This is a genomic window from Lacipirellula limnantheis, assembly GCF_007746075.1.
In the GTDB taxonomy this organism is placed as follows: domain Bacteria; phylum Planctomycetota; class Planctomycetia; order Pirellulales; family Lacipirellulaceae; genus Lacipirellula; species Lacipirellula limnantheis.
Genome location: NZ_CP036339.1, coordinates 3151234 through 3169835 on the forward strand (window position 1 = coordinate 3151234; position 18602 = coordinate 3169835).

13 protein-coding genes are annotated in these 18602 nt (G+C 58.1%); 7 read left to right on the forward strand and 6 right to left on the reverse strand.

Features of this window, described 5'->3' with window-relative positions; genetic code table 11:
* The first annotated feature begins 1313 nt into the window (after window positions 1-1313).
* The 4 genes from I41_RS12245 to I41_RS12260 all read left to right on the forward strand — a co-directional run bounded on the left by I41_RS12245 (window position 1314) and on the right by I41_RS12260 (window position 5890).
* A complete protein-coding gene (locus tag I41_RS12245) occupies window positions 1314-2000 on the forward strand; it encodes a hypothetical protein (RefSeq protein ID WP_145432961.1) in 687 nt (228 codons plus the stop codon).
* A gap of 949 nt (window positions 2001-2949) precedes the next feature.
* Window positions 2950-3654, forward strand: a complete 705-nt coding sequence (locus I41_RS12250) for an Npun_F0296 family exosortase-dependent surface protein (protein WP_145432962.1) — start codon at window positions 2950-2952, stop codon at window positions 3652-3654.
* 232 nt (window positions 3655-3886) lie between these two features.
* On the forward strand, window positions 3887-4534 hold the full coding sequence (locus I41_RS12255; RefSeq protein ID WP_145432963.1) for a PEP-CTERM sorting domain-containing protein: 648 nt from the start codon (window positions 3887-3889) through the stop codon (window positions 4532-4534).
* Between the two features lie 351 nt (window positions 4535-4885).
* Entirely contained in the window at window positions 4886-5890 is a 1005-nt protein-coding gene (locus I41_RS12260) for a dockerin type I domain-containing protein (RefSeq protein ID WP_145432964.1), read from the forward strand.
* Window positions 5891-6183: 293 nt separating this feature from the next.
* On the opposite strand, the gene I41_RS12265 is transcribed toward I41_RS12260, so the two are convergent.
* Entirely contained in the window at window positions 6184-6450 is a 267-nt protein-coding gene (locus tag I41_RS12265; RefSeq protein WP_145432965.1) for a hypothetical protein, read from the reverse strand.
* 1090 nt (window positions 6451-7540) lie between these two features.
* On the opposite strand from I41_RS12265, the gene I41_RS12270 reads away from it, so the two are divergent.
* A complete protein-coding gene (locus I41_RS12270; protein ID WP_145432966.1) occupies window positions 7541-7987 on the forward strand; it encodes a hypothetical protein in 447 nt (148 codons plus the stop codon).
* A 1047-nt stretch (window positions 7988-9034) separates the two neighbouring features.
* Here I41_RS12270 and I41_RS12275 read toward each other — a convergent pair.
* On the reverse strand, window positions 9035-9238 hold the full coding sequence (locus I41_RS12275) for a hypothetical protein (protein WP_145432967.1): 204 nt from the start codon (window positions 9236-9238) through the stop codon (window positions 9035-9037).
* A gap of 383 nt (window positions 9239-9621) precedes the next feature.
* On the opposite strand from I41_RS12275, the gene I41_RS12280 reads away from it, so the two are divergent.
* Window positions 9622-9876 (forward strand): hypothetical protein, encoded by a 255-nt coding sequence (locus I41_RS12280; RefSeq protein ID WP_168206852.1) that lies wholly within the window; start codon window positions 9622-9624, stop codon window positions 9874-9876.
* Window positions 9877-9895: 19 nt separating this feature from the next.
* The gene (locus I41_RS12285; protein ID WP_168206853.1) at window positions 9896-10378 is read left to right on the forward strand and encodes a tyrosine-type recombinase/integrase; all 483 of its coding nucleotides are present in this window, start codon (window positions 9896-9898) and stop codon (window positions 10376-10378) included.
* 240 nt (window positions 10379-10618) lie between these two features.
* Here I41_RS12285 and I41_RS12290 read toward each other — a convergent pair whose 3' ends face one another.
* From I41_RS12290 to I41_RS12305, 4 genes are all read right to left on the reverse strand, one after another.
* Window positions 10619-11464 (reverse strand): hypothetical protein, encoded by an 846-nt coding sequence (locus tag I41_RS12290; RefSeq protein ID WP_145432970.1) that lies wholly within the window; start codon window positions 11462-11464, stop codon window positions 10619-10621.
* A gap of 271 nt (window positions 11465-11735) precedes the next feature.
* A complete protein-coding gene (locus tag I41_RS12295) occupies window positions 11736-14540 on the reverse strand; it encodes a DNRLRE domain-containing protein (RefSeq protein WP_145432971.1) in 2805 nt (934 codons plus the stop codon).
* A gap of 59 nt (window positions 14541-14599) precedes the next feature.
* Window positions 14600-15757, reverse strand: a complete 1158-nt coding sequence (locus tag I41_RS12300) for a hypothetical protein (protein WP_145432972.1) — start codon at window positions 15755-15757, stop codon at window positions 14600-14602.
* Window positions 15758-16007: 250 nt separating this feature from the next.
* Window positions 16008-18527, reverse strand: coding sequence for a serine/threonine-protein kinase (locus I41_RS12305; protein ID WP_145432973.1), 2520 nt, complete (start codon window positions 18525-18527; stop codon window positions 16008-16010).
* Between the last annotated feature and the right edge of the window lie 75 nt (window positions 18528-18602).

Genomic DNA, 18602 nt, shown 5'->3' on the forward strand with positions numbered 1-18602 from the left:
GCTCAATACAGTTTCTGCCGCAAGCAATCACGCTCGACGTGCAAATACCGCTGTGGCACACGGATTGGCAAGGGGGGGCGGGCGTCCGGCAAGCTTCTTTAGCGGCGTTCGATGCGCAGGGGCGCCGTTCACAGCAGGGCGCCGTTATGGCTTCAACGCCCACTCAGGGAGATTCATGTGACGGCCGCAATGAAAACGATAGTCGCAGCTATCCAGAACCAATGACTCGCTGTTAGCTCGGCGATAGTTGGTGGCAGGAGCGATGTCCGCAACCTAATCACTCAGATTTACGACACTTTTCGCATTGTCTAAAGCGGATGATGCGGACGTTCGGGAACGGGCGTTCGACGCGAACTGCCTTGCCACTCCCATCGCATTCGGGGCAGGTCGCGCGGACTTGTCGGAGAAGGGCTTCTTGTTTCATAAACCCATCATAACTAGCAAATGTTGGATTCTTCCACACCGCAAACTAGATAACTAGATAAGACGTTGTCGCACTACAGCGTCTAAGCGTCAGGGAATGTCCCGTGGATGGCCTTCAGGCGCTAATGGGGGGTGTGTATCCGTCATTCTCAACAAATTTCGGGGTAATGCAGCTGTAGGCGGAAAAGCTGTTTTGGCCACATCGCCCTGAGCAAAAACCTTGCCGTTGGCAAATCTGCCTGTTAAAATTCAACCTGTAAGCTTTGCGCAGAGTCCCGAAAGGCCCGATTTTGACACCCCATCGCAAGGGCAATCGACTTCGACTTCACCCGCTGGTGGCGCGGTGCATTGTCGGGTTGTTTGTAGCCGTCTTCATCGTCTCAGGTGTTTCGGAGGCTGAAGCGAGCATCGTTGGTCCCGTGGTCCCGGAATTCTCCTTAGAAGCATCAGGCTCTGGGGCAGGCACGAGTCATTCCTGCGAATCCAAGTCCTCGTCCGGCGATCAGAACACAGAGACCCCTTTCACTGGACGAGCGTTGACGTTGCTCATGGGCCAACCGGGCTCAAACAGCACGTCATCCACTTCAGGTTCATCATCGTTTGCAGGGACAAGCGTTACCGCTGCGCTGGTCTACGTTCCTGCGAACATTCTTTGTGATCCGGCTGTTGCGGGCTGGGTGTCCGGGGAGCGTCAAGTCGCTCTCCCTTCACCTCCCGGCAACGAACTCCTCAGGCCGCCGCAAGCGTCGTGACCCGTATGGACGCGCGCTGGCTCGCAACTTTAAGTGTGTGACGCCGAGCACGTTCAACCCTCTGGTCGCGTTTATGCACCAACTGGTTTTCGGTCATACCATTTTTTCTCGAAATGGGTTTATTGAAGAGGACTTTTAATGAAATACTTATTTGCTATTGCCCTAATCGGCGGCTCCTGCTGTTTCCCACAGCTCAGCCATGCATCAATCAACATTTCGCTAAATCCCAGCAATCTCGTGCCAAATTCGACGAAGATAAGTTTCGTCACAGGCGCTGTTGATCCCAGTGGAGGAAACAGCGGCTTTCTGGGCTCGATCTATACAAATGACGGCACCTTGCTTCAGCAGTGGGAAACCTTCTGTGTAGAGACTCAAGAGTTCGTTGAACTTGACAACCGCAAATATTTGCTGCACTCCAGCGCTGCGAATCCTACGACCAGTGCAAACAACGTGGTGGGAGATACCGCAAAGTGGATCTACTATCAATTCGGGCATGGTGGTCTCGCGGGATGGACGCCAAACGATGGTGAGGAGGTTCAAGAGGCAATTTGGAGCCAAGTCACGAAGCCCGACAGCTCCCCGCTAGCCGTGGCCAATGGACTGGCGTTAACTTGGGTTAACGACGCCATAGCTGCATTCAATACAAACTATGCCGCGGCAAAGGCGAAAGCTGACCAGATTAGGATTTTGAACCCAATCACTCTGGATGGAACGCACAAGCAAAGCATGCTGTATGCGGTTCCCGAAGCCTCTACTGTCGCCGTCTGGTCGATCTTGACTTTCCTCGGCGCCGGCTTGGCCTATCGCAAACGTAGTTTGTCGTGAAATGCGGTGTAGTGCGGGAAGCCGGCGGAGTGCAAAGAGCGCTCCGCCGGCGCGGCTCGCTGTCTTCGAGTGTCCAGAGTTAATGTTGTTGGGGATTGCTGCTTGCGGTCGTTGATAACTCGAGGTCCAGCAGCTGGCCATGGGCGGACCAAAACGGCTGCTCGATTTTGGTGGGCGGGAGAACAGCGTGCGGAGAAATGATGCAACTCATTGCGGTAACGAGAGTTGCAGTGATCGTGCCGTTTTTCTATCCCTTATAAATTTATACATGAATTTTCACTGCTTTTAATTGCATAACAGGAACTGTTTCGGTTATGATGTGCCCAAGAGAGCGAGCGCTTCGGTTTCCCGCATGAGACGATGATGACGCCGGAATTTATCAGCAATCGACTTCGACTTCACCCGCTGGTGGCGCGGTGCATTGTCGGGTTGTTTGTAGCCGTCTTCATCGTCTCAGGTGCTTCGGAGGCTGAAGCGAGCATCGTTGGTCCCGTGGTCCCGGAATTCTCCTTAGAAGCATCAGGCTCTGGGGCAGGCACGAGTCATTCCTGCGAATCCAAGTCCTCGTCCGGCGATCAGAACACAGAGACCCCTTTCACTGGACGAGCGTTGACGTTGCTCATGGGCCAACCGGGCTCAAACAGCACGTCATCCACTTCAGGTTCATCATCGTTTGCAGGGACAAGCGTCACCGCTGCGCTGGTCTACGTTCCTGCGAACATTCTTTGTGATCCGGCTGTTGCGGGCTGGGTGTCCGGGGAGCGTCAAGTCGCTCTCCCTTCACCTCCCGGCAACGAACTCCTCAGGCCGCCGCAAGCGTCGTGACCTCGTCGGGCTAGGTTGTCGGTGTAATTATGCCGGCCCTGGTGCCTGCAGTTTGGTTTTGCGTGTGCGCGAACCACTGTGTTGGTCATACTTTCTTGCGACTCTTATTTTGAGGAGATTTACTATGAAAAAGTTATGCAGCTTGGTCGCCTTTCTGGCAGCATGCACTATGGCGACGAACGTGGACGCCTCGATTCAAGTACACCCAAGTAGTGGTATTGGAGCCGGTCCTCTTGCGCCGTACGCGACATCGTTCGCGAATTTTGATGATCTTGGTGCAGCGGGGAGCGTCCCGGTGGGCGTTCTGTCGGGCGGCGTTGTAACAGTGTCGATGTTAGCCAATGCTCAAGTCGCTCAAGTCCCTCCAACGGCTTCTAACGTTGCCGCTGCCCCATTCCTTTCTGGTAGCAATGGCGCTGGATTTGGTTCGCAAACCGTACCAGCTGCAGACACGACGAAGTTTCTTAGTGCTGGTAGCACTGGCAGTGTGACTTTGCAATTCGCGCCCTCGACGTATTTTGGCATCTTGTGGGGCTCTGTCGATTCGTACAACGTTATTACGTTTTACGACGTAAATGGTGGTACGAAGTCGTTCACTGGCAGCGACGTGTTCGCGCCTGCGGTCGGCAAACAGGGTATAGATGGTACTGCCTACGTCAATTTTGTTTCCGACGTAGCTTTCAACAAGGTAGTGCTTACTAATAATCCCACTACGTTGGCGTTTGAAGTTGACAACGTCGCCATCGGTAACGTACCCGAAGCCACGACGATTGCTGTTTGGTCAGGACTTAGCCTGCTGGGCTGGGCCGCTTACCGCCGTCGCTCTTAGTCAGGTCTTCCTGCGAACCTGCGGCGGGGTATTCCCCGCCGCAGGTTCGATTTTCAACAAAGCTTCAGTGTGGCGTGTTCCTGTGATATGGAGCTGGGTGCCACGTGACCAACGAAGTCCCTGAAGACTTGGCGTTAGGCTGATTCTGTTTGGCGGAGAAGTGGAACTTCTCATAAAAGTACGACCGAGTCCGCTTCTCAGGCATAAAACAAAATCCGAACATGGAACTAAGATGAAGTTTCTCTCCCGCAATAGAGTTGGTGCCGTTGTGGCGCTGCTGACTGCCGTTTGCTTGTCAGCGTCGCCTGCCGAGAGTTTTGCGTCGATCCAATTCGAGCTTGATTCGTTTTCGGTTTCTACTCACTCGGCTGGACCTGGGTTGCTGATCAACACAGATTCAAGCGTCATTTCGCCGACTTTGGAGTCCTTCTCACTGGATGTAGGGCAGTCAGTGACAGGTGATCTTTTCCGGATCTGGACGGACGAAGCAGCCTGGAACCTGGATGACGCATCGCCGCAAAATGCGTCTGTCTCGTTCAATTTCAGCCAGCCTGCTCCAACCTTTGGGGGCGGCGTGTCGGGCGAGACCTACGGCGCAACAATTTTCTTCGCTTCGGGCGGCGTGCTCGATTGGAACAACGGCCCGTTTATCCTGAGCTTCGGGCCGAATGGAGATGGTAAGCTGCAGGTCACGTTGAGCGACGAAGTATTTAATCCTGGTCCTGGCTTCACGTTCAGGTCGGGTAGAGACTACGGTGCAACTGTCGAGGCAACGTTTACGTTGCTTCAGGCCCCGGCTGTTCCAGAGCCGGCGACGCTGCTCTTATGGGGCGGCTTAGGCCTCGCTGGCGTCGCGGCTGGCCGTCGCTTTGTCGCTTAGGTAACGAGAAGCAAACGAACATTTTTCGCGGCCGCTGGTAAGTCCGGCGGCCGCTTTTTTTGTGCCCAGCTGCTGCTCGTTCGGCGGTAGTTCATGGCGGCAGCACTTCGCAGAGGTTACATGACAACCCAGTGAAACGCTGTTTTAACCGGGATTTGTTTGTGATTTTGCCGTAAATGCCGGTTCGGCATAGGCATGAAGGCGGCGACGGGGAGCCAGATCGCTGCTCGGCAATCAAATTTGCCGTGTTTTGTGTATGATGAGGTGAGCGACGTTAGGGCAGGGGCGCAATCAAGCAAGGCGGAGCAGACCCCAAAAATGGCTAGGATTTCAATTGCAGTGGCGGCTCTAATGAGCTCGGCGTTCTGCGTGAGCATTGCGCAGTTATCGTCGGCTGGCCAGTTTGCTGGAGCGGATGTAATCAATACGGCCGCGGCGGCATCAGTCGCCGGGACAACCGACCTTCCGGGCGCGGCGCCGATCATCTACGAGCAGCTGGGAGGAGTCAGCTCCCCAACGAGCGTCACCGCGAGCGGCCCACTCAAGAGCGACCAGCTTACGGGCCAAGTTTCGGCAACCCTGCGCAGCCACGTGCTCCCTACCACGGCCGGCGCCATTGGGTTCGTGGAGACATTCGCCGTTTCGGGCGGCCTGGCGGGCTCCCCGTCGGCTTTGAACATGAATCTGGTCGCCGACCAGTTATTTCTGCCGTCACAAAATGGCGTCGACAATGCCTTCTATGCCGAAACCCAGCTTCGCTTTAGGGCCGTGATCGCGCCGGGCGACTCAATCAAATACTCAGTTACGCATTCAGTGTCGAAGATCAGCGAGATTTACACCTTTTCGCAGCAAGGCACCATTAACGCCGCCGGCGAAACGATCATCGTCATTGATGATTTAATTCCCCAGCCTGAGGCGGTTGCTTGGACGGGGCCAGACCAAACTCAGACCTTTCGACAAGCGGTGGGCCTAAACATCCAAATATTTAGCAACAGCGCTTCGACGACGCGTGTTGAGGACGTCCAGTTGATCGCCGCTCTCGAAACGTCTCCTGCCGTCCACGAAGTGCTGGGGCCGGTGGGCGACTTCGATGGAAATCTAAAGGTCGACGGCGCCGACTTTTTGGCTTGGCAGCGCCAGTTCGGCAGCGCTGTCATTCCGCTGAGCGGCGCCGATGCGAATGGCGACGGACTGGTGAATCAAGCTGATTTAGTCCTTTGGAAGAGTCATGCATCTGCGATTCCGAGCAGCGAAGTCACCGTTCTCAGCGTGCCTGAACCCTCATCTGCTTGTCTGCTAACCGTCGCGGCAACGAGCATTCTTGCGGGCAGACGCCGGCGCCGTGCTAAGTTTTAGCCACTGCTCACGGCGGACGGGTAGCAACGCGCGCTCAGTCCGATCAATCCCCTCGCGACTCTCTGGAACGCGCCGCACTGCCGCATTGGGCGGCGCTCAGCTTCCCGCAGCTTCCGAAGGTGCTGAAGCTCAACCGATACCGCAAGAGGGGCGCTCTCAGCTGGGGCGCGTTGGACCCTACTTGGGTCGCCTGCAGAAACGCTCGACCAGGCACTGCCGCCGGGGTGAATCGATCTGATTGCCATGGGTTTGGCGTTCAGTCGTTAAAGTCGATTGCCCGGCAATCAAAACGCTCAGAAGAATAACGCCGAGAACAGCCAGAACATCAGCTTTAGCGTCACCGCGACGCTAACCGCCAACAGGCTGAAGAATCCCCACCCTCGGACGGCCTCCCGAAGATCGAGCCAGCCCGAGGGCGACTCTGATGACTGCAGCGTTTCGATTGGCTCAGGCTCGCTCTCCTGGTGTTCGCGCATCATCGGCGACCCGTACATCGCCCCCACGTTGCTGAACACTCTGCTGACGAACGGGAGTTCGAATTTGCGCCCGATAGCGGACATGGTTGCTTCCTCGTCAAGATGCGTCGAGGTTAGCTCTGCAAAACTCGTACCGATTAGCGCTCGTCCAACGACCCCCAGTCCTTCTGGCTCCACTCACGAAGTCTAGCATTTTGCCAGTGCGGCGCTAGCCGAAATCCCCAGCGGCGAGCGGCGTTGCCCATGCGGCCTCTGGCGTGCAGCCGATTCGTTCAGGCAACAATGGCCAACGCGACGCTCTTGATAACGCGTTGGCAGCTAATGGTCATGAAATGCTCGCTTCGTGAACGGCTCGCAACTTGGAACGCTCGTAGAAACGGCAGCGACGTCAATACGACGAGGTCCAAGCGGCGATTCGGCCCTCGGGCAGGACGTGTTCGTCGCACCGACGGCGTTTTATGTCGCCTCGCGAGAACAACGCGCCCGGTTCTGGCAATGGCCTAACCAGCGTTTCGCTCTTGCGTGCTGCCGCGACCGAGTTGATTCTCAGCGCGGAACGCGGCCAATCTTCTCGCATCGTTTTACGCACCCCCCTCAGCCGAGGTCGCGTCCGAAACGCAGTCGCATCGGAGAAAGACACGCCCGCGCCGCCGAAAGAAAGCAATTGGCTGCGTCAAAACGTACAGGAGACCGCCGATGACGACGCCACTCCCGGCTAGTTGATCTCCGTGACGTCAGCCGCGCCCGTCGCGCCCAGTTTCTCAATGTGCAGCGGCATGACGCGACTCTCGCCCGGTCGACGCGATGCCAGGCACGGGGTTCCTGGGCAATACGTGAATATCCACATATTCGGCACAAACGGACATCGACCGAAGGGTGAAGAGTCAAGCTATGTTTAGTGAGACTGAAAGTGGTGGAATGCGTGCCAACTCAGGGGCGCGCCGCCCGCGCCCCGCCGCCCGGCAATGAAATAGTTTCGAGGAGTCGTGAGATGAAGCGTCTGATCGTCGCCTTGCTATTAACGGCGGCCGTGGGAATGAGTTCGTGGAGCGTCGCCAGCGGTCAATCGGTCGCTCCGGCCACGTCCGCCGCAAAATCGCCCCCCGCCCCAACGGCCACCAGCTCGACGACAACCGCCGAGGCTGAACGGGCGAAGATTTGGGACAGTCCCGAAATGCTGCGCGCCCGCGCATGGCTTCAAGAGCACGACGCGACGTCGGTGAAGGTCACGCCGGAGGAAGCGAAAGAGCATCAGGCAGAGTTGGCCAATCTCTCAGCCAAGCAAATGAAGCTGTTCCTGCTCAAATTCCAGCACGAAGAAGAAATTCGGCAGCAAGAGCACGCCGCCTTCAACCTGCAACGGCAGGGCGACGTCCAGCGCGCGATGGCCATGAATCAGCAACTCAAGCAGTCTTATGCCAATGTCAACGCGGACGCCAACCAGGCCGCGGCGACGGCCGAGAGTTCCATCACCCAACAGCAGCAGTTCGCGCAACAAGACGGTCTCCAGAAAAGCGATGCGCGCGCCTCCACGGTAAATAACCTGCTGACGCGGCCGATCGTTGGCGGCTACGGTTATGGCGGTTTCGGTGGTGGCGGAGTGCATTACCACTTTTATTAGGATTGCAAACGGCGTGCGAAGCGCCGCTGGGGAAAGATCTTCTTCAGGCTGAAGCATCGGTCTTTGCAGAATCCGTTCGTGCCCCTTTGCTGGGGCGTCCACATTCGAGCTTTCTGTTTCGGCAGCCGACTTGAATGCAGGGGGGAGCTGCCGGACAGCGGCTAGCGATTGTCGCAGCGAAGCAGCGAACCTGCTTCGAGCCCGACTTCACCCCACCTGACTAATGATCTCAAGGCTCCCCGTCGGTCGGTCGCGAGCGCCGGCGACAAGCAGCGTTGCAGCGACCGCTGATCGTTACACGACGTCACCCTGCGCGGGAAACGGACGGGTACCGCGGCCGCCAGCGCCAGGGGCGGCATGCCTCGTGCTGAAAGGCCGCCGCGAGCGCCGTAGGCGCCGCTCAGCGCTCCCTCGCCGGTGCGACGCCAGAGAATGTCCGCGTAGTTACTACCTCAAGTCGCGGCTTCAGGGGGCGAGAATCAGTGAGCCCGCGACTTGAAAAAGCGTCTTCGGCTAGCTGTGAAGACTCGCGATGCTGCATTCCCGAGAGAGCTAGCCACGTTGACGACGCCCAAAAAACCGCTGGATGGAACCGCCGTTCTCGCCCGGAAGCCGGGTGAAAGGTCTCTCCGCGAGAGCGGGGCACGGTAAGGGACTTCTACCCAGAGGAGGTTCTGACAGCAGGACAGCCCAGAGTAGCGCATCACTTCCCGCTACTCAAAATCGAATGCTGGACACCTGTCCATGTCGGTCTATAATGGGCTGAGAATCGCCCTTGGGGAGACTGACCATTGCCAACAGTGACGAACTGCGACGATCGCCAACCGCTTCCCCCCGGCATTCAGCACGTCGGCGACGTGATGGCGACCCTGCTGCGGCTGCGGGTCTCGCCCGCCACAGACTCGACGTCGCGGCGCGCTCATCCAGAGGTCCGGCCAGCCCTCGAACTTTCGTTGCCCAGTGGAGCGGCGACCCCGGCCATGATGTCTTGACGGAGCCCCGCCGCAACGGCGTCCTGGCTGAAGTGGACACTCGCTTCCGGCACCGCTAGACGCAACCGTGACGGTGACGATACGCGAAGTCCTCGGTCAGCTTTTCCTCGAGGTCTTGGCGAAGGTCCAAGAGAATTTCTTCCAGTTCAGCGACACCGACGTCGCTCGCCGCTGCTTTGCCGGCGGCGAGGTCGTCGAGTTGCCGATTGACTTCGGTCCAGCGGAGTTCCAGTTCACGCCGGTATCGAAAGCTCGTCATGTTGGAACTCTCCACAGAAAAGAACGCGCCGCTGCGATCGAGCCGTCGACTCCGATTTTACTTCAGCAGCCATGAGAGAATCTGCTGAAACGCTTGCGATCGTGCTCGCTTTTGGGAGCGGCGAGCACCTGAGGCTTGAAGGCGGTCACGATTCCTCAATATGCGCGCCCCGCAGTTTGCCTCGATTGCCCAGGATCAATTGTCTGGCGGGCGGAGGCTGCCAGGTCGCCGCGTGACGTCGCACCGGTTCATGCGACTGAGAAGTCGAGGGAATCGGTTTCCGCGCCTCTCTAGGAGTTCTGCGGCCCAAGGGGCCGACCGAGATGCTCGCCGTGTCCCTCGCGGACGTAATGGGGTGGCGCGACACATTGGAGGCCGCTGGCATGGCGCCCAAGACGATCGACCGGTGGATCTCATACTTCTCCAGCTTCTACAAGTATCTTCAGGCTGTGGCCGCGAAAATGCGCCTGCCGATTGTGGTTCCGAACCCGGCTCACGCCCAGTTCATCGGTCGGGCTTCAAAGGATCCGGTCGACGAAACGAAGGCCCTCACCGCGACCCCTGCGCGGCAGTTGATGGGACTTCCGCAAGGTGATGACGTCATTGCACTCCTTGAGCGGGCGATTCTAAGATTCTGACTCTACGCTGGCGCTCGCATTGGGACCGACTGCAGCGTTTGCGTGCAGGACTTTCACGTGGAGGGAGACGAGGCCACGATTCGAGTCGCTAAAAAACGGCGACAAGCGTCGCACGATTGGACTTCATTTCGCTGCGGCTGAAGCGATCGGAGAGTATTGCAAAAAGGCCGGCATTGAATCAGGCCCCCTCTTCCGACCCCGGAGCAGCACTCGATGCCACGTTCTTGCCAGTTGGCACATGACCGAGACGGCCATGTACATGCTCAATATGGATCTGGAACAGCTGCCGGGGTCGATGCGTACGGATGAAGATGGCCGCCGGCGATGCCTCTGCTCGCCGCATTCGTTGCGGGCGACAACCGCCACGCAGCAGCTCGAAGCGTCTGTCGATATTCGTAAAGTTCGTGAGCTTCTCGGGCGCCGCCGCGTTACGACAACGCAGGTCGAGGACGAGCGAATACGCACCACGAAGGAATCGGCGAGCCATGAAGTGCCGATTTAGCTGCTTGGTTTCTTCGGCGCAGCTTAGGGCAGATAACGTCCATCATATATTTCAATATAAAGTTGGCAGTCAAGCACGACGCTGCAAGGGGCGTTCGGTGAATGCCAACCAAGCACCTTCCCGAAAATGTTATTCCGCGCGTGCCTTCTCGCCTCTACGCGTGGACAATTCAACGCTCGGCCTCACGGCCTGACAGACGAATAGTGAAGACTGTACCGGACTAATGAGTTTTGATACTCCTTAAGCGGTCCGGTTCCTGACGAGCCGTCCAGCCATTACCAGCATCAGCAGTGAGACAGTACAGGGCTCCGGCACGGCGACGTTCGTAGCTGCCAACAAACCCGTCCCGAAATTGCTGCGCCAATCGGCTAGGTCGCTTGCGCTTAGGGGGTAAGGTGATCCACCCCGCTGCCAAATTAAAAAGTCGCGGCCATCGACGTCGCCGTCGTAATCGAAGTCACTAGGGGTCTCCTCGACGTCGAGTTGGACATTATCCAGTTCTGCTTCGACGCCATTGGACACGAAACGGACAGACAACAACTCTCCTCGCAATGGACCGGAGGAAGGGGCCGTGATTTCTGTGGAGAAAGGCAAGAATAACCCTGGCGTCAGTTGATTGTCGGCGACGCTAAGACTACCCAAAATCGTTCCGCCGACGACGTTGCCGCTAGCCACTGTACCGCCCGCCCAAAGTTGCAGTGAGCCTCCCTTGGTGTTCAAGCCTGAGCTTAGCGCGCCGAGCAGTGCACTGAGATGATATTTCTGTCCGAGAACCAATCCCGTGCTTAGTTGTTGGGCGGCGGAACCGCCGGTATGTAAATACGCAATCTGGTCTCCATCGAGTGTCGATAAATTGAACTCCGCGGTGGTGGGACGCCAGGTTCCGACATCAGTTCCGCCATAGACCGTCCAAGCCTGAATACCGTTGCCATAATGTCCCAACCTAAAAATCTTATCTTCGAAGCTATGATTGTTGATAGTGATTGGGACAGCACTTGCCAGAGAGGCTGCCCAACACACGGTGACGAAGGCAATGCAACATCGACAGAGCACCACAGGATAAATCGTCTGGCGAAGAGTACCCATTTCAGTTTGGTTCCCCTATTCAGTGGACCGGATTATAACATTAGTGATGGCGATTCAAGCAGTTTTGCGCTGAACGTGTCCCTCGGAACTTGCCGTCATCGTGGATTATGCTGCGAGCGGAGCTGAACGCATCTAGCGGCGCAACTGACGCGGAGGGATTTAACGTTGGCGAACAAATACAAGTTGTCCTGTAGTCACGACGAAGCCATCGGCATTGTCGTCGGGGCCAGGCCTGCCGCTGCCTGGCCCCGTGTGTTGCGCTAGACGGCTGCTAAAATGCCACTCGCAAGGACGGCGAGGAGGCGAGAGCCAATAGCAGCTCATCATCCAACAAGGCGTCCCATCCGGGCGAGCCATCGTCGCCGAAGTCCGCCAGGACGCTATCCACGGCCGCGCTCTCGGCTGCGATTGTGGCCATCGCGCCCGACTGCATGCGCATTGCCACGACGTTGCCGCCGGTGCTGGGGGGACCCGTCATGGCCGCGGACGCCCTCGGCGACAGGCTGCCAATCGGCCGATCGACCCTCCCCGCGAGTGCCCCGAAGGCAGTCTCCGTGCTCGAACGCAAGGTACTGGATGCCACGGCCGGCGCTGTCGCCGCGATACCGCTACGCGACAGCGAGGCGATGACGGGGGGTGTGTAGACCACGCTGAGTTGCGGCCGGTTCGCCGCCGAGGTCGCTTCCTTCGAGCTAAACGCTAGGTCATCCGTGTTCGTGTTCGCGTAGTCTTGAATGATGAACCCGTTGTTCGTCGCCGGATTGTTGATCCAACCCTGCACCACGGACAGTCCGGCGGCGTTGAGCGTTACGGTGCGCACCCCGGTGGCCGAGGCGGTGACCGTGCCCAAGACCGTCGAACCGCGGTCCAACGACCCTTGCGCTCCGGCGCTCTGCCAATTGGTGCTGCTGTTCGACTTCTTCCAAGTGGTCTGCGATTCCGTCCAGGTCCGCTTCAGCTCGTAGATCTCGTACGTGTTGACGCTGGCGTTGGTCACATTGATGGTGAACGTCGCCGACTGGAGCGTGCTGCCGGCGGGAATGCTGGTCAGATTCCACTTGAGCAGCGCGGCATCATCGGGCTTACCGTCCACGAGCAGGCTAGCCGAAGCGCCGTAGTTCGTCGTTGCATTGCCGTTGTCGATATAGGCGTCGGCCGTGGCGGTCAGCGAGGCGGTCAGCGGATTCACGATGATGTGGACGTAGTCCGTGGTCGTGAACTGCCCGTCGGTCGCCTCGAGCTTGAGCAGATAGTCGCCGATCGCACTGAAGGACGCCGTGGTGTCGAGGGCGGATGCATTTCCGAAGGTGACCGCCCCCGGCCCGCTCAGCAGGCTCCACACGGTAGTCACCGTGTTCGGCAAGCCGTCGTCCGTGACCGTTCCGTGGAGATTGGCGACGCCGTTGACGGGAACGGATTGGCCCGGGCCAGCGTCGACCACAGGGGCGTTGGGATCGGCTTCTGATTGTGTCAGCTTGGCGGTAAAGACCGTCTGATTCGAGCCGCTGCTGCTGAGCCAGGATTCTATTGCAGGATCGGGATTAAAATCACCGGTTCCGCCGAACGCCCCGGAGATTTGCACAGCGCCGTCCGGCGTGACGCTGACGCCTTGGACCCGAGCGAGCCCCGTATTGCCGCCCAGGGCAGCCGCCCAGCGATAGTCGCCGGACTCTGTCAGGCTGAGAACGTAACCCGTTTCCTGCGTCGAGGGCATGATGAGTTCATACACGTCGGGACCCGGGTCGAAGTCGAACGTCTGGCCGGCCGTGGCCAGTCTGCCGAACGAGCCGCCCAAGTAGACGTTGCCTTCAGAATCGACGTCGGCGTCGACAGCCAAGGTTTCCCCATGGCCGGCAGACTGGGAGCCAAAACGACGCGCCCAAGCGACTGACGAATCGCTGTTGAGTTTTATCGCCAGACCGTTGGAACCGTTACTGATCGACGTCAATTGCAGAGTTCCGCTGCTAGGCTGGAAATCGACGTCGCCCTTGAGATAGCCCGCCACCACGATGGACCCGTCGCTGGCAACTTCGATATCTCGGAACTGAGCGCCGCCAAAGCCTTCGGTCGCATAGCCCCACACGAAGTCGCCGTTCGAATTGAGCCGCACGACGAATCCATCGGTCGCATCATCGCTGTTGGTCGCCAAGCTGACGCCGGCGGTGGGGTCGAGGTCGAGGGTTCCGGCACGAAAGCCAGAGGCGATGTAGACGTCGCCCAGGCCGTCGGTCGTAATGCTCGGATTACCCTGCAAGGTTGTTCCCGTACTACCAAACTGGCGCACCCAAACGAAATTGCCGTTGGTGTCATATTTGAGAACGGCTATGTCATTAATGCCCTTCGCCTGAATCGGGACGATGCCCGGTCCCGCATCGACGTCCATCGGGGGGTCTGTCGGGACAGCCGTAAAATTGTTGGCCATGATAAGATTTCCGGCCCCGTCCACGTCTATGCGCATCGGCGTAAGTTCCGGGGCATCGAGGGTGCGCGCCCATTGAAGCTGGCCGGCACTGTTCAACTTGGCCATATAGAACGAATAGTCCGAGCCGCCCAGCCGCGACGTGATGTTTAAGACGTCCGGACCTGGGTCGATATCCACCGTGCCGCGGAAATCGCCCACCAAGTAGACGTTTTGATCGGCGTCGACGGCGGAAAGTACGCGCACGACGGGGGAGCCCGGTCCCGTCGCCGCGAGCGGTGCGGTCCATACGACGCCGCCAGTGGGATCGAGCTTCACGAGGCCGGCCGTCATCGTGGCTGCACTTACGCCTGGGCCCGGATCGAGATCCACATTCAGGCTGCTATAGTTAACGCCAAAACTGCTAGTTCGATACGCGCCGTTGACGGTTACATATCGGTGGCCTGTCGCGTCAGTCACCATTCCGCCACCGCCGGTCTGGTAGGGACCGCTGCTGCTGAAGATGTTGTCGGCGGGCGCGCCGATGAGTGAAAACTCGCCGGCGAAGCCAAGATCTGCGGCGAGGGTCAGACGCGCTTCGAGAGTTTCGAACGTGCCGCGGGGGCATGGGTTCGAGCAGCGAGAACCATTTCGATTGGACCGAGTGCGCATGGACATCTTGCCACCTAGGGGACAACGTGATTTCGAAAAAATGAACGCCAACTTTGGATGCTGCTCTAAGCCCGCGCCGACGATCGGCGCTGAGTCATCAGAGTTCGCTCCTTCGATCGCCGGGCGAGCGGGATGAGCGCGAGCCCGGCCATTAGGAACATGCTCGGCTCGGGCACGGGAGTGCCAAGATAGGCCATAAAGGCTTCGATATTTCCATTGGGGTTGAAGCCCCAACCAACGATCGTACGATTGTCGGCCGAAATCGACTCAGCCGCACGTAGGCTCCAACCGGTGAGACTTGAGCCGAGGTTGTACTCAGTGGTCAAGACTTGTTGCAAATTTCGCACTCCGTGCGCGTTGTCCCATATCCAACCAGGACCAGAGTTTTGGTAGCCTCCAACGATTACCGACCCATCTGCAGAAATAGCCATGTAATCTGAATCGGCGGTGTTCAGGGGAACGACGCCCGACTGCTCAGTCCAAATGAATGGTTGCCTGAGGTCTTTGAAGCCTGCGACAATTGATCCGTCTGCAGACATGCCAATGGGTTGATAGCTACTGTTGGCAGGATTCGCGAAGTATTTCACGCCGGTATTCTTGTTCCAGACAAACCCTTTTCGTATTCCATTCGCGTAGTCCGATTCAAATCCAGCCAACGTTGCCCCATCCGCAGAGGTCGCAATGATGGTGGACTCACTGAGTCCGATTATGGGAGCCAATTGCTCGACACCGCTTCCAGCCCACCGGACGCCCCTGTCTTCGAAGAAGCCGTCGCTAGCATATCCCACAACGATTCTACCGTCCGCACTTAAATCAATCGCAGCTGTGGTTGCGTAGCCCGGCAGCGCCGGAAGTCGTTCCATTCCGCCATCTGCTGTCCAACGATTCAAGCCTACAAGAATCGTTGTACCATCTGAGGAAATTCTCCTGGCTTCACTGGTGAAGGGAGCGATACTGACCATTCCAGTTTCCTCCGTCCAACGGAATGCTTGAACGTCATTGATGGTGGGGCCGATGACGCTGGAGCCGACGACTACGCTTCCATCTGCAGAGACATCCTTTGCTTTACTGCGATAGAGACCGCCTGGCAAATCGCCAAGGCCCATGAAATAGGCTTGTTCAGCGTGGATGCAATTGGCGCTTATCAGTGCGGCAACGAGCGCCGTCATAAAGGAGATAAATCGACTCACAACAATTTTATGGTGTGCAAGCATGGTGCTCAAGCTTCGTTAGAGTTTAGGCCGAATTAGGCACGGGCATCGATTCATTGTCGGGCGGGATGAGCCCTTCAGCTTCAGCAGAGATTGCGAGATGGTCGTCGTCAGTCGGCTTCTTGTGATGACAAAGGCCCTATAATTGAGGAAGCTCAGGGCCACAATAAAAACAGCACATGCTTTAGCGCGCAAAGCTGCACGATAGGCCTGGCCGCTGAGGAGGCTGCCGTGACGCTGCACCCACGCCGGCCGATTGTGTTTACTTTTCGCGCCAAGGCTTGCGTTGGCGAAAGCTTTCCAAGTGCTCTGTAAATACCTCACGTCCTGTGGGACCATCCGCTAATTCAAGGGCCTTCTCGGACCACTTGATGGCCGACTCGAAGTCACCGGTTTCGGCATAAGCGGCAGCGAGCGTATCGATGATGTGTACGTTCTGATAATCGTTAAGTTGGCAGGCCTTCGACGCCAATTTCACAGCGCGCGCACCATCGCGCATTTGCAGCTCTGGATCTGTCGCCAATGTCCTCGCGACCAAATAGAGTGCGTCGGCATTATTCGGATTCCCGGCCAGCACACTTTCAAAGTCGGACATCGCCTCGTCGAATTGTCCGAGCCGCTTATGCGTCTCGGCGCGATTTAATGTCGCTACCCAATCATCAGCATTAATTGCATTGCAGGCGTACCACACGGGCAGCGCCTCTTCGTATCGTCCTGCGTTATCCAAGATCAGCGCCATGAAAAAAATCCCGTTGTAGTAGGTGGGGTCTAGCCGCAACATCTCACGGTGATCTTTATAGGATTCGTCCACGGGGTACTTTGGATATCCGCGAGACTCTGAGACTGATCCCCAACGATGATCGCGATTGATGTAGAACAATTCGGCCGCATGATGGACAGGCGTCTCTAGGGCTTGCTGGCGAAGGCGAGCCTCTTGGGCTTTGTCATTCGCTAGCATCGCGCAATTGGCCAGGAGCCAGTAGTAACCACGGGAAGGGGCGTGAAACGAGATTGCTTTTTCCAAGCATGCGAGTGCTTGTGGAAGTTGCTGTTTGACGATCGTCTCGCGCAGTGTCTCAGGCGAATCACTGGGCGCTCGACCGAGATGAGCGGTTCTTAGAAGCAGCAGTTCGTAAGCGCCGTCAACAATCCTCGTAATGTGAGCCTCAGGCAGGCCAGACGCACGCAGCGAGTCTAACCACTTGGCGTTCTCCATGACGCTGTAGAGCGCAAGCGCCTCTATTGGCCGGGCTAGCTCTTTTTCTGCGTCCGTCCGGTTCATCCGCGCGGATTTGAGTAGCGACGCGAACTTGGCGTAGCGTTCCGCCGCTTGACTCAGTGTCGCGACCTGATCCAACAGCTCTTGATTCTTTAGACCGTCGGCTTCGATTCGGATGTGAGCTTCGGATAACCGTTTCAGTGCTTGCTCGACGTCGTCGGCTTGCAGCGCAGCACTTGCAGCTTGGAGTGAGGTTTCGATAAAGCGCATGCTCTCGCGAGTTTGCCGGTGGCGATCGGCGGCCATGCCCGTCGCGAACATCAGTAGCAGGATCGCCGCGACGGCGGACGCGGTCGTCGCGGTCCGGTGGCGGCGACACCACTTGCGGGCGCCGACGAAGAGGCGCGACTGCTTGACCTGGATCGGCTCGCCGTCGAGGTGACGCTGTACGTCGGCGGCCAAGGCGCTGGCCGACTCGTAGCGGCGGTTGCGGTCCTTTTCGAGCGCCTTCATCACGATTACGTCGAGGTCGCCCCTCAGTGCGCGGTGGAGCTGGCGTTCGTCGATGCCGCGACCCTGTGAAATGGTCGAGGCGACGTGAGCATCCAATGTGCTGACGCGCTGACTTGGACGCGGCGGATCGACTTGGCGGATCAGCCGCCGCATTTCATCGAAGCCAGCCTGACGCAAGGTGTCGCTATCGAATGGCGTGCTGCCGGTGAGCAGCTCGTAAAGCAAAACGCCCAGCGAATAGACATCGCTGCGGGTATCCACGTCGAGGGCGTTCATCTCGGCTTGCTCGGGGCTCATGTAGAGCGGCGTACCGATCAGCTGGTTGAACGCCGTGTAGACCGACTGTTCGGTGAGTGGTTCACCGGTCGCCTTGGCAATTCCGAAGTCGATCACCTTGGGCACGGCTAGATCATCGTGGAGGGTAACCAAGATATTGGACGGCTTGATGTCGCGGTGGATGATACCCTTCTGATGGGCGTGCTGAATGGCCTGACAAACCTGGACGAACAGGGTGAGCCGCTGACGCGGGCTCAGCCGCCGCTGGTCGCAGAACTCAGTGATCGGCACGCCCCGAACCAGTTCCATCACGAAGTAAGGGCGGCCGTTGTCCGTCGTGCCGGCGTCGAGCACCTTGGCAATGTGCGGATGGTCCATCAGCGCGAGGGTTTGCCGCTCGGCCTCAAAGCGGGCCAGCACCTGGCGGCTGTCCATGCCGGGCTTGATAACCTTCAGCGCTACCTTGCGGCGGAGGGGCTCTTTTTGCTCGGCGACGTACACGCTGCCCATGCCGCCTTCGGCCAGCATCTCTCGCAATTTGTAGGGGCCGATCGTGGCCCCGGAGCATTCGGCTCTGGGCCAGAGATCGGCCGTCGCGGTTGAGTCGTGAAACGAGCCGAGCAGTTCGTGAGATTGGAGGAGTCTTTCGACCCGAGCGCGTAGGTTCGGATTCCCCTCGCAGAGCCGTTGGAGGAACTCTGCGCGGTTCTCCAGCGAATTCTGCTCGATGGCTTCGAGGAAGATGGCTCGAGTGTGGTTGTCTTGAGTGTTCATAGCGCGTGTTCCGCCGACTACTCGGCTCTAAGAATCAATGCGGCGTTTTAGGCGCGGATTCTCAGCGGTCGGCAA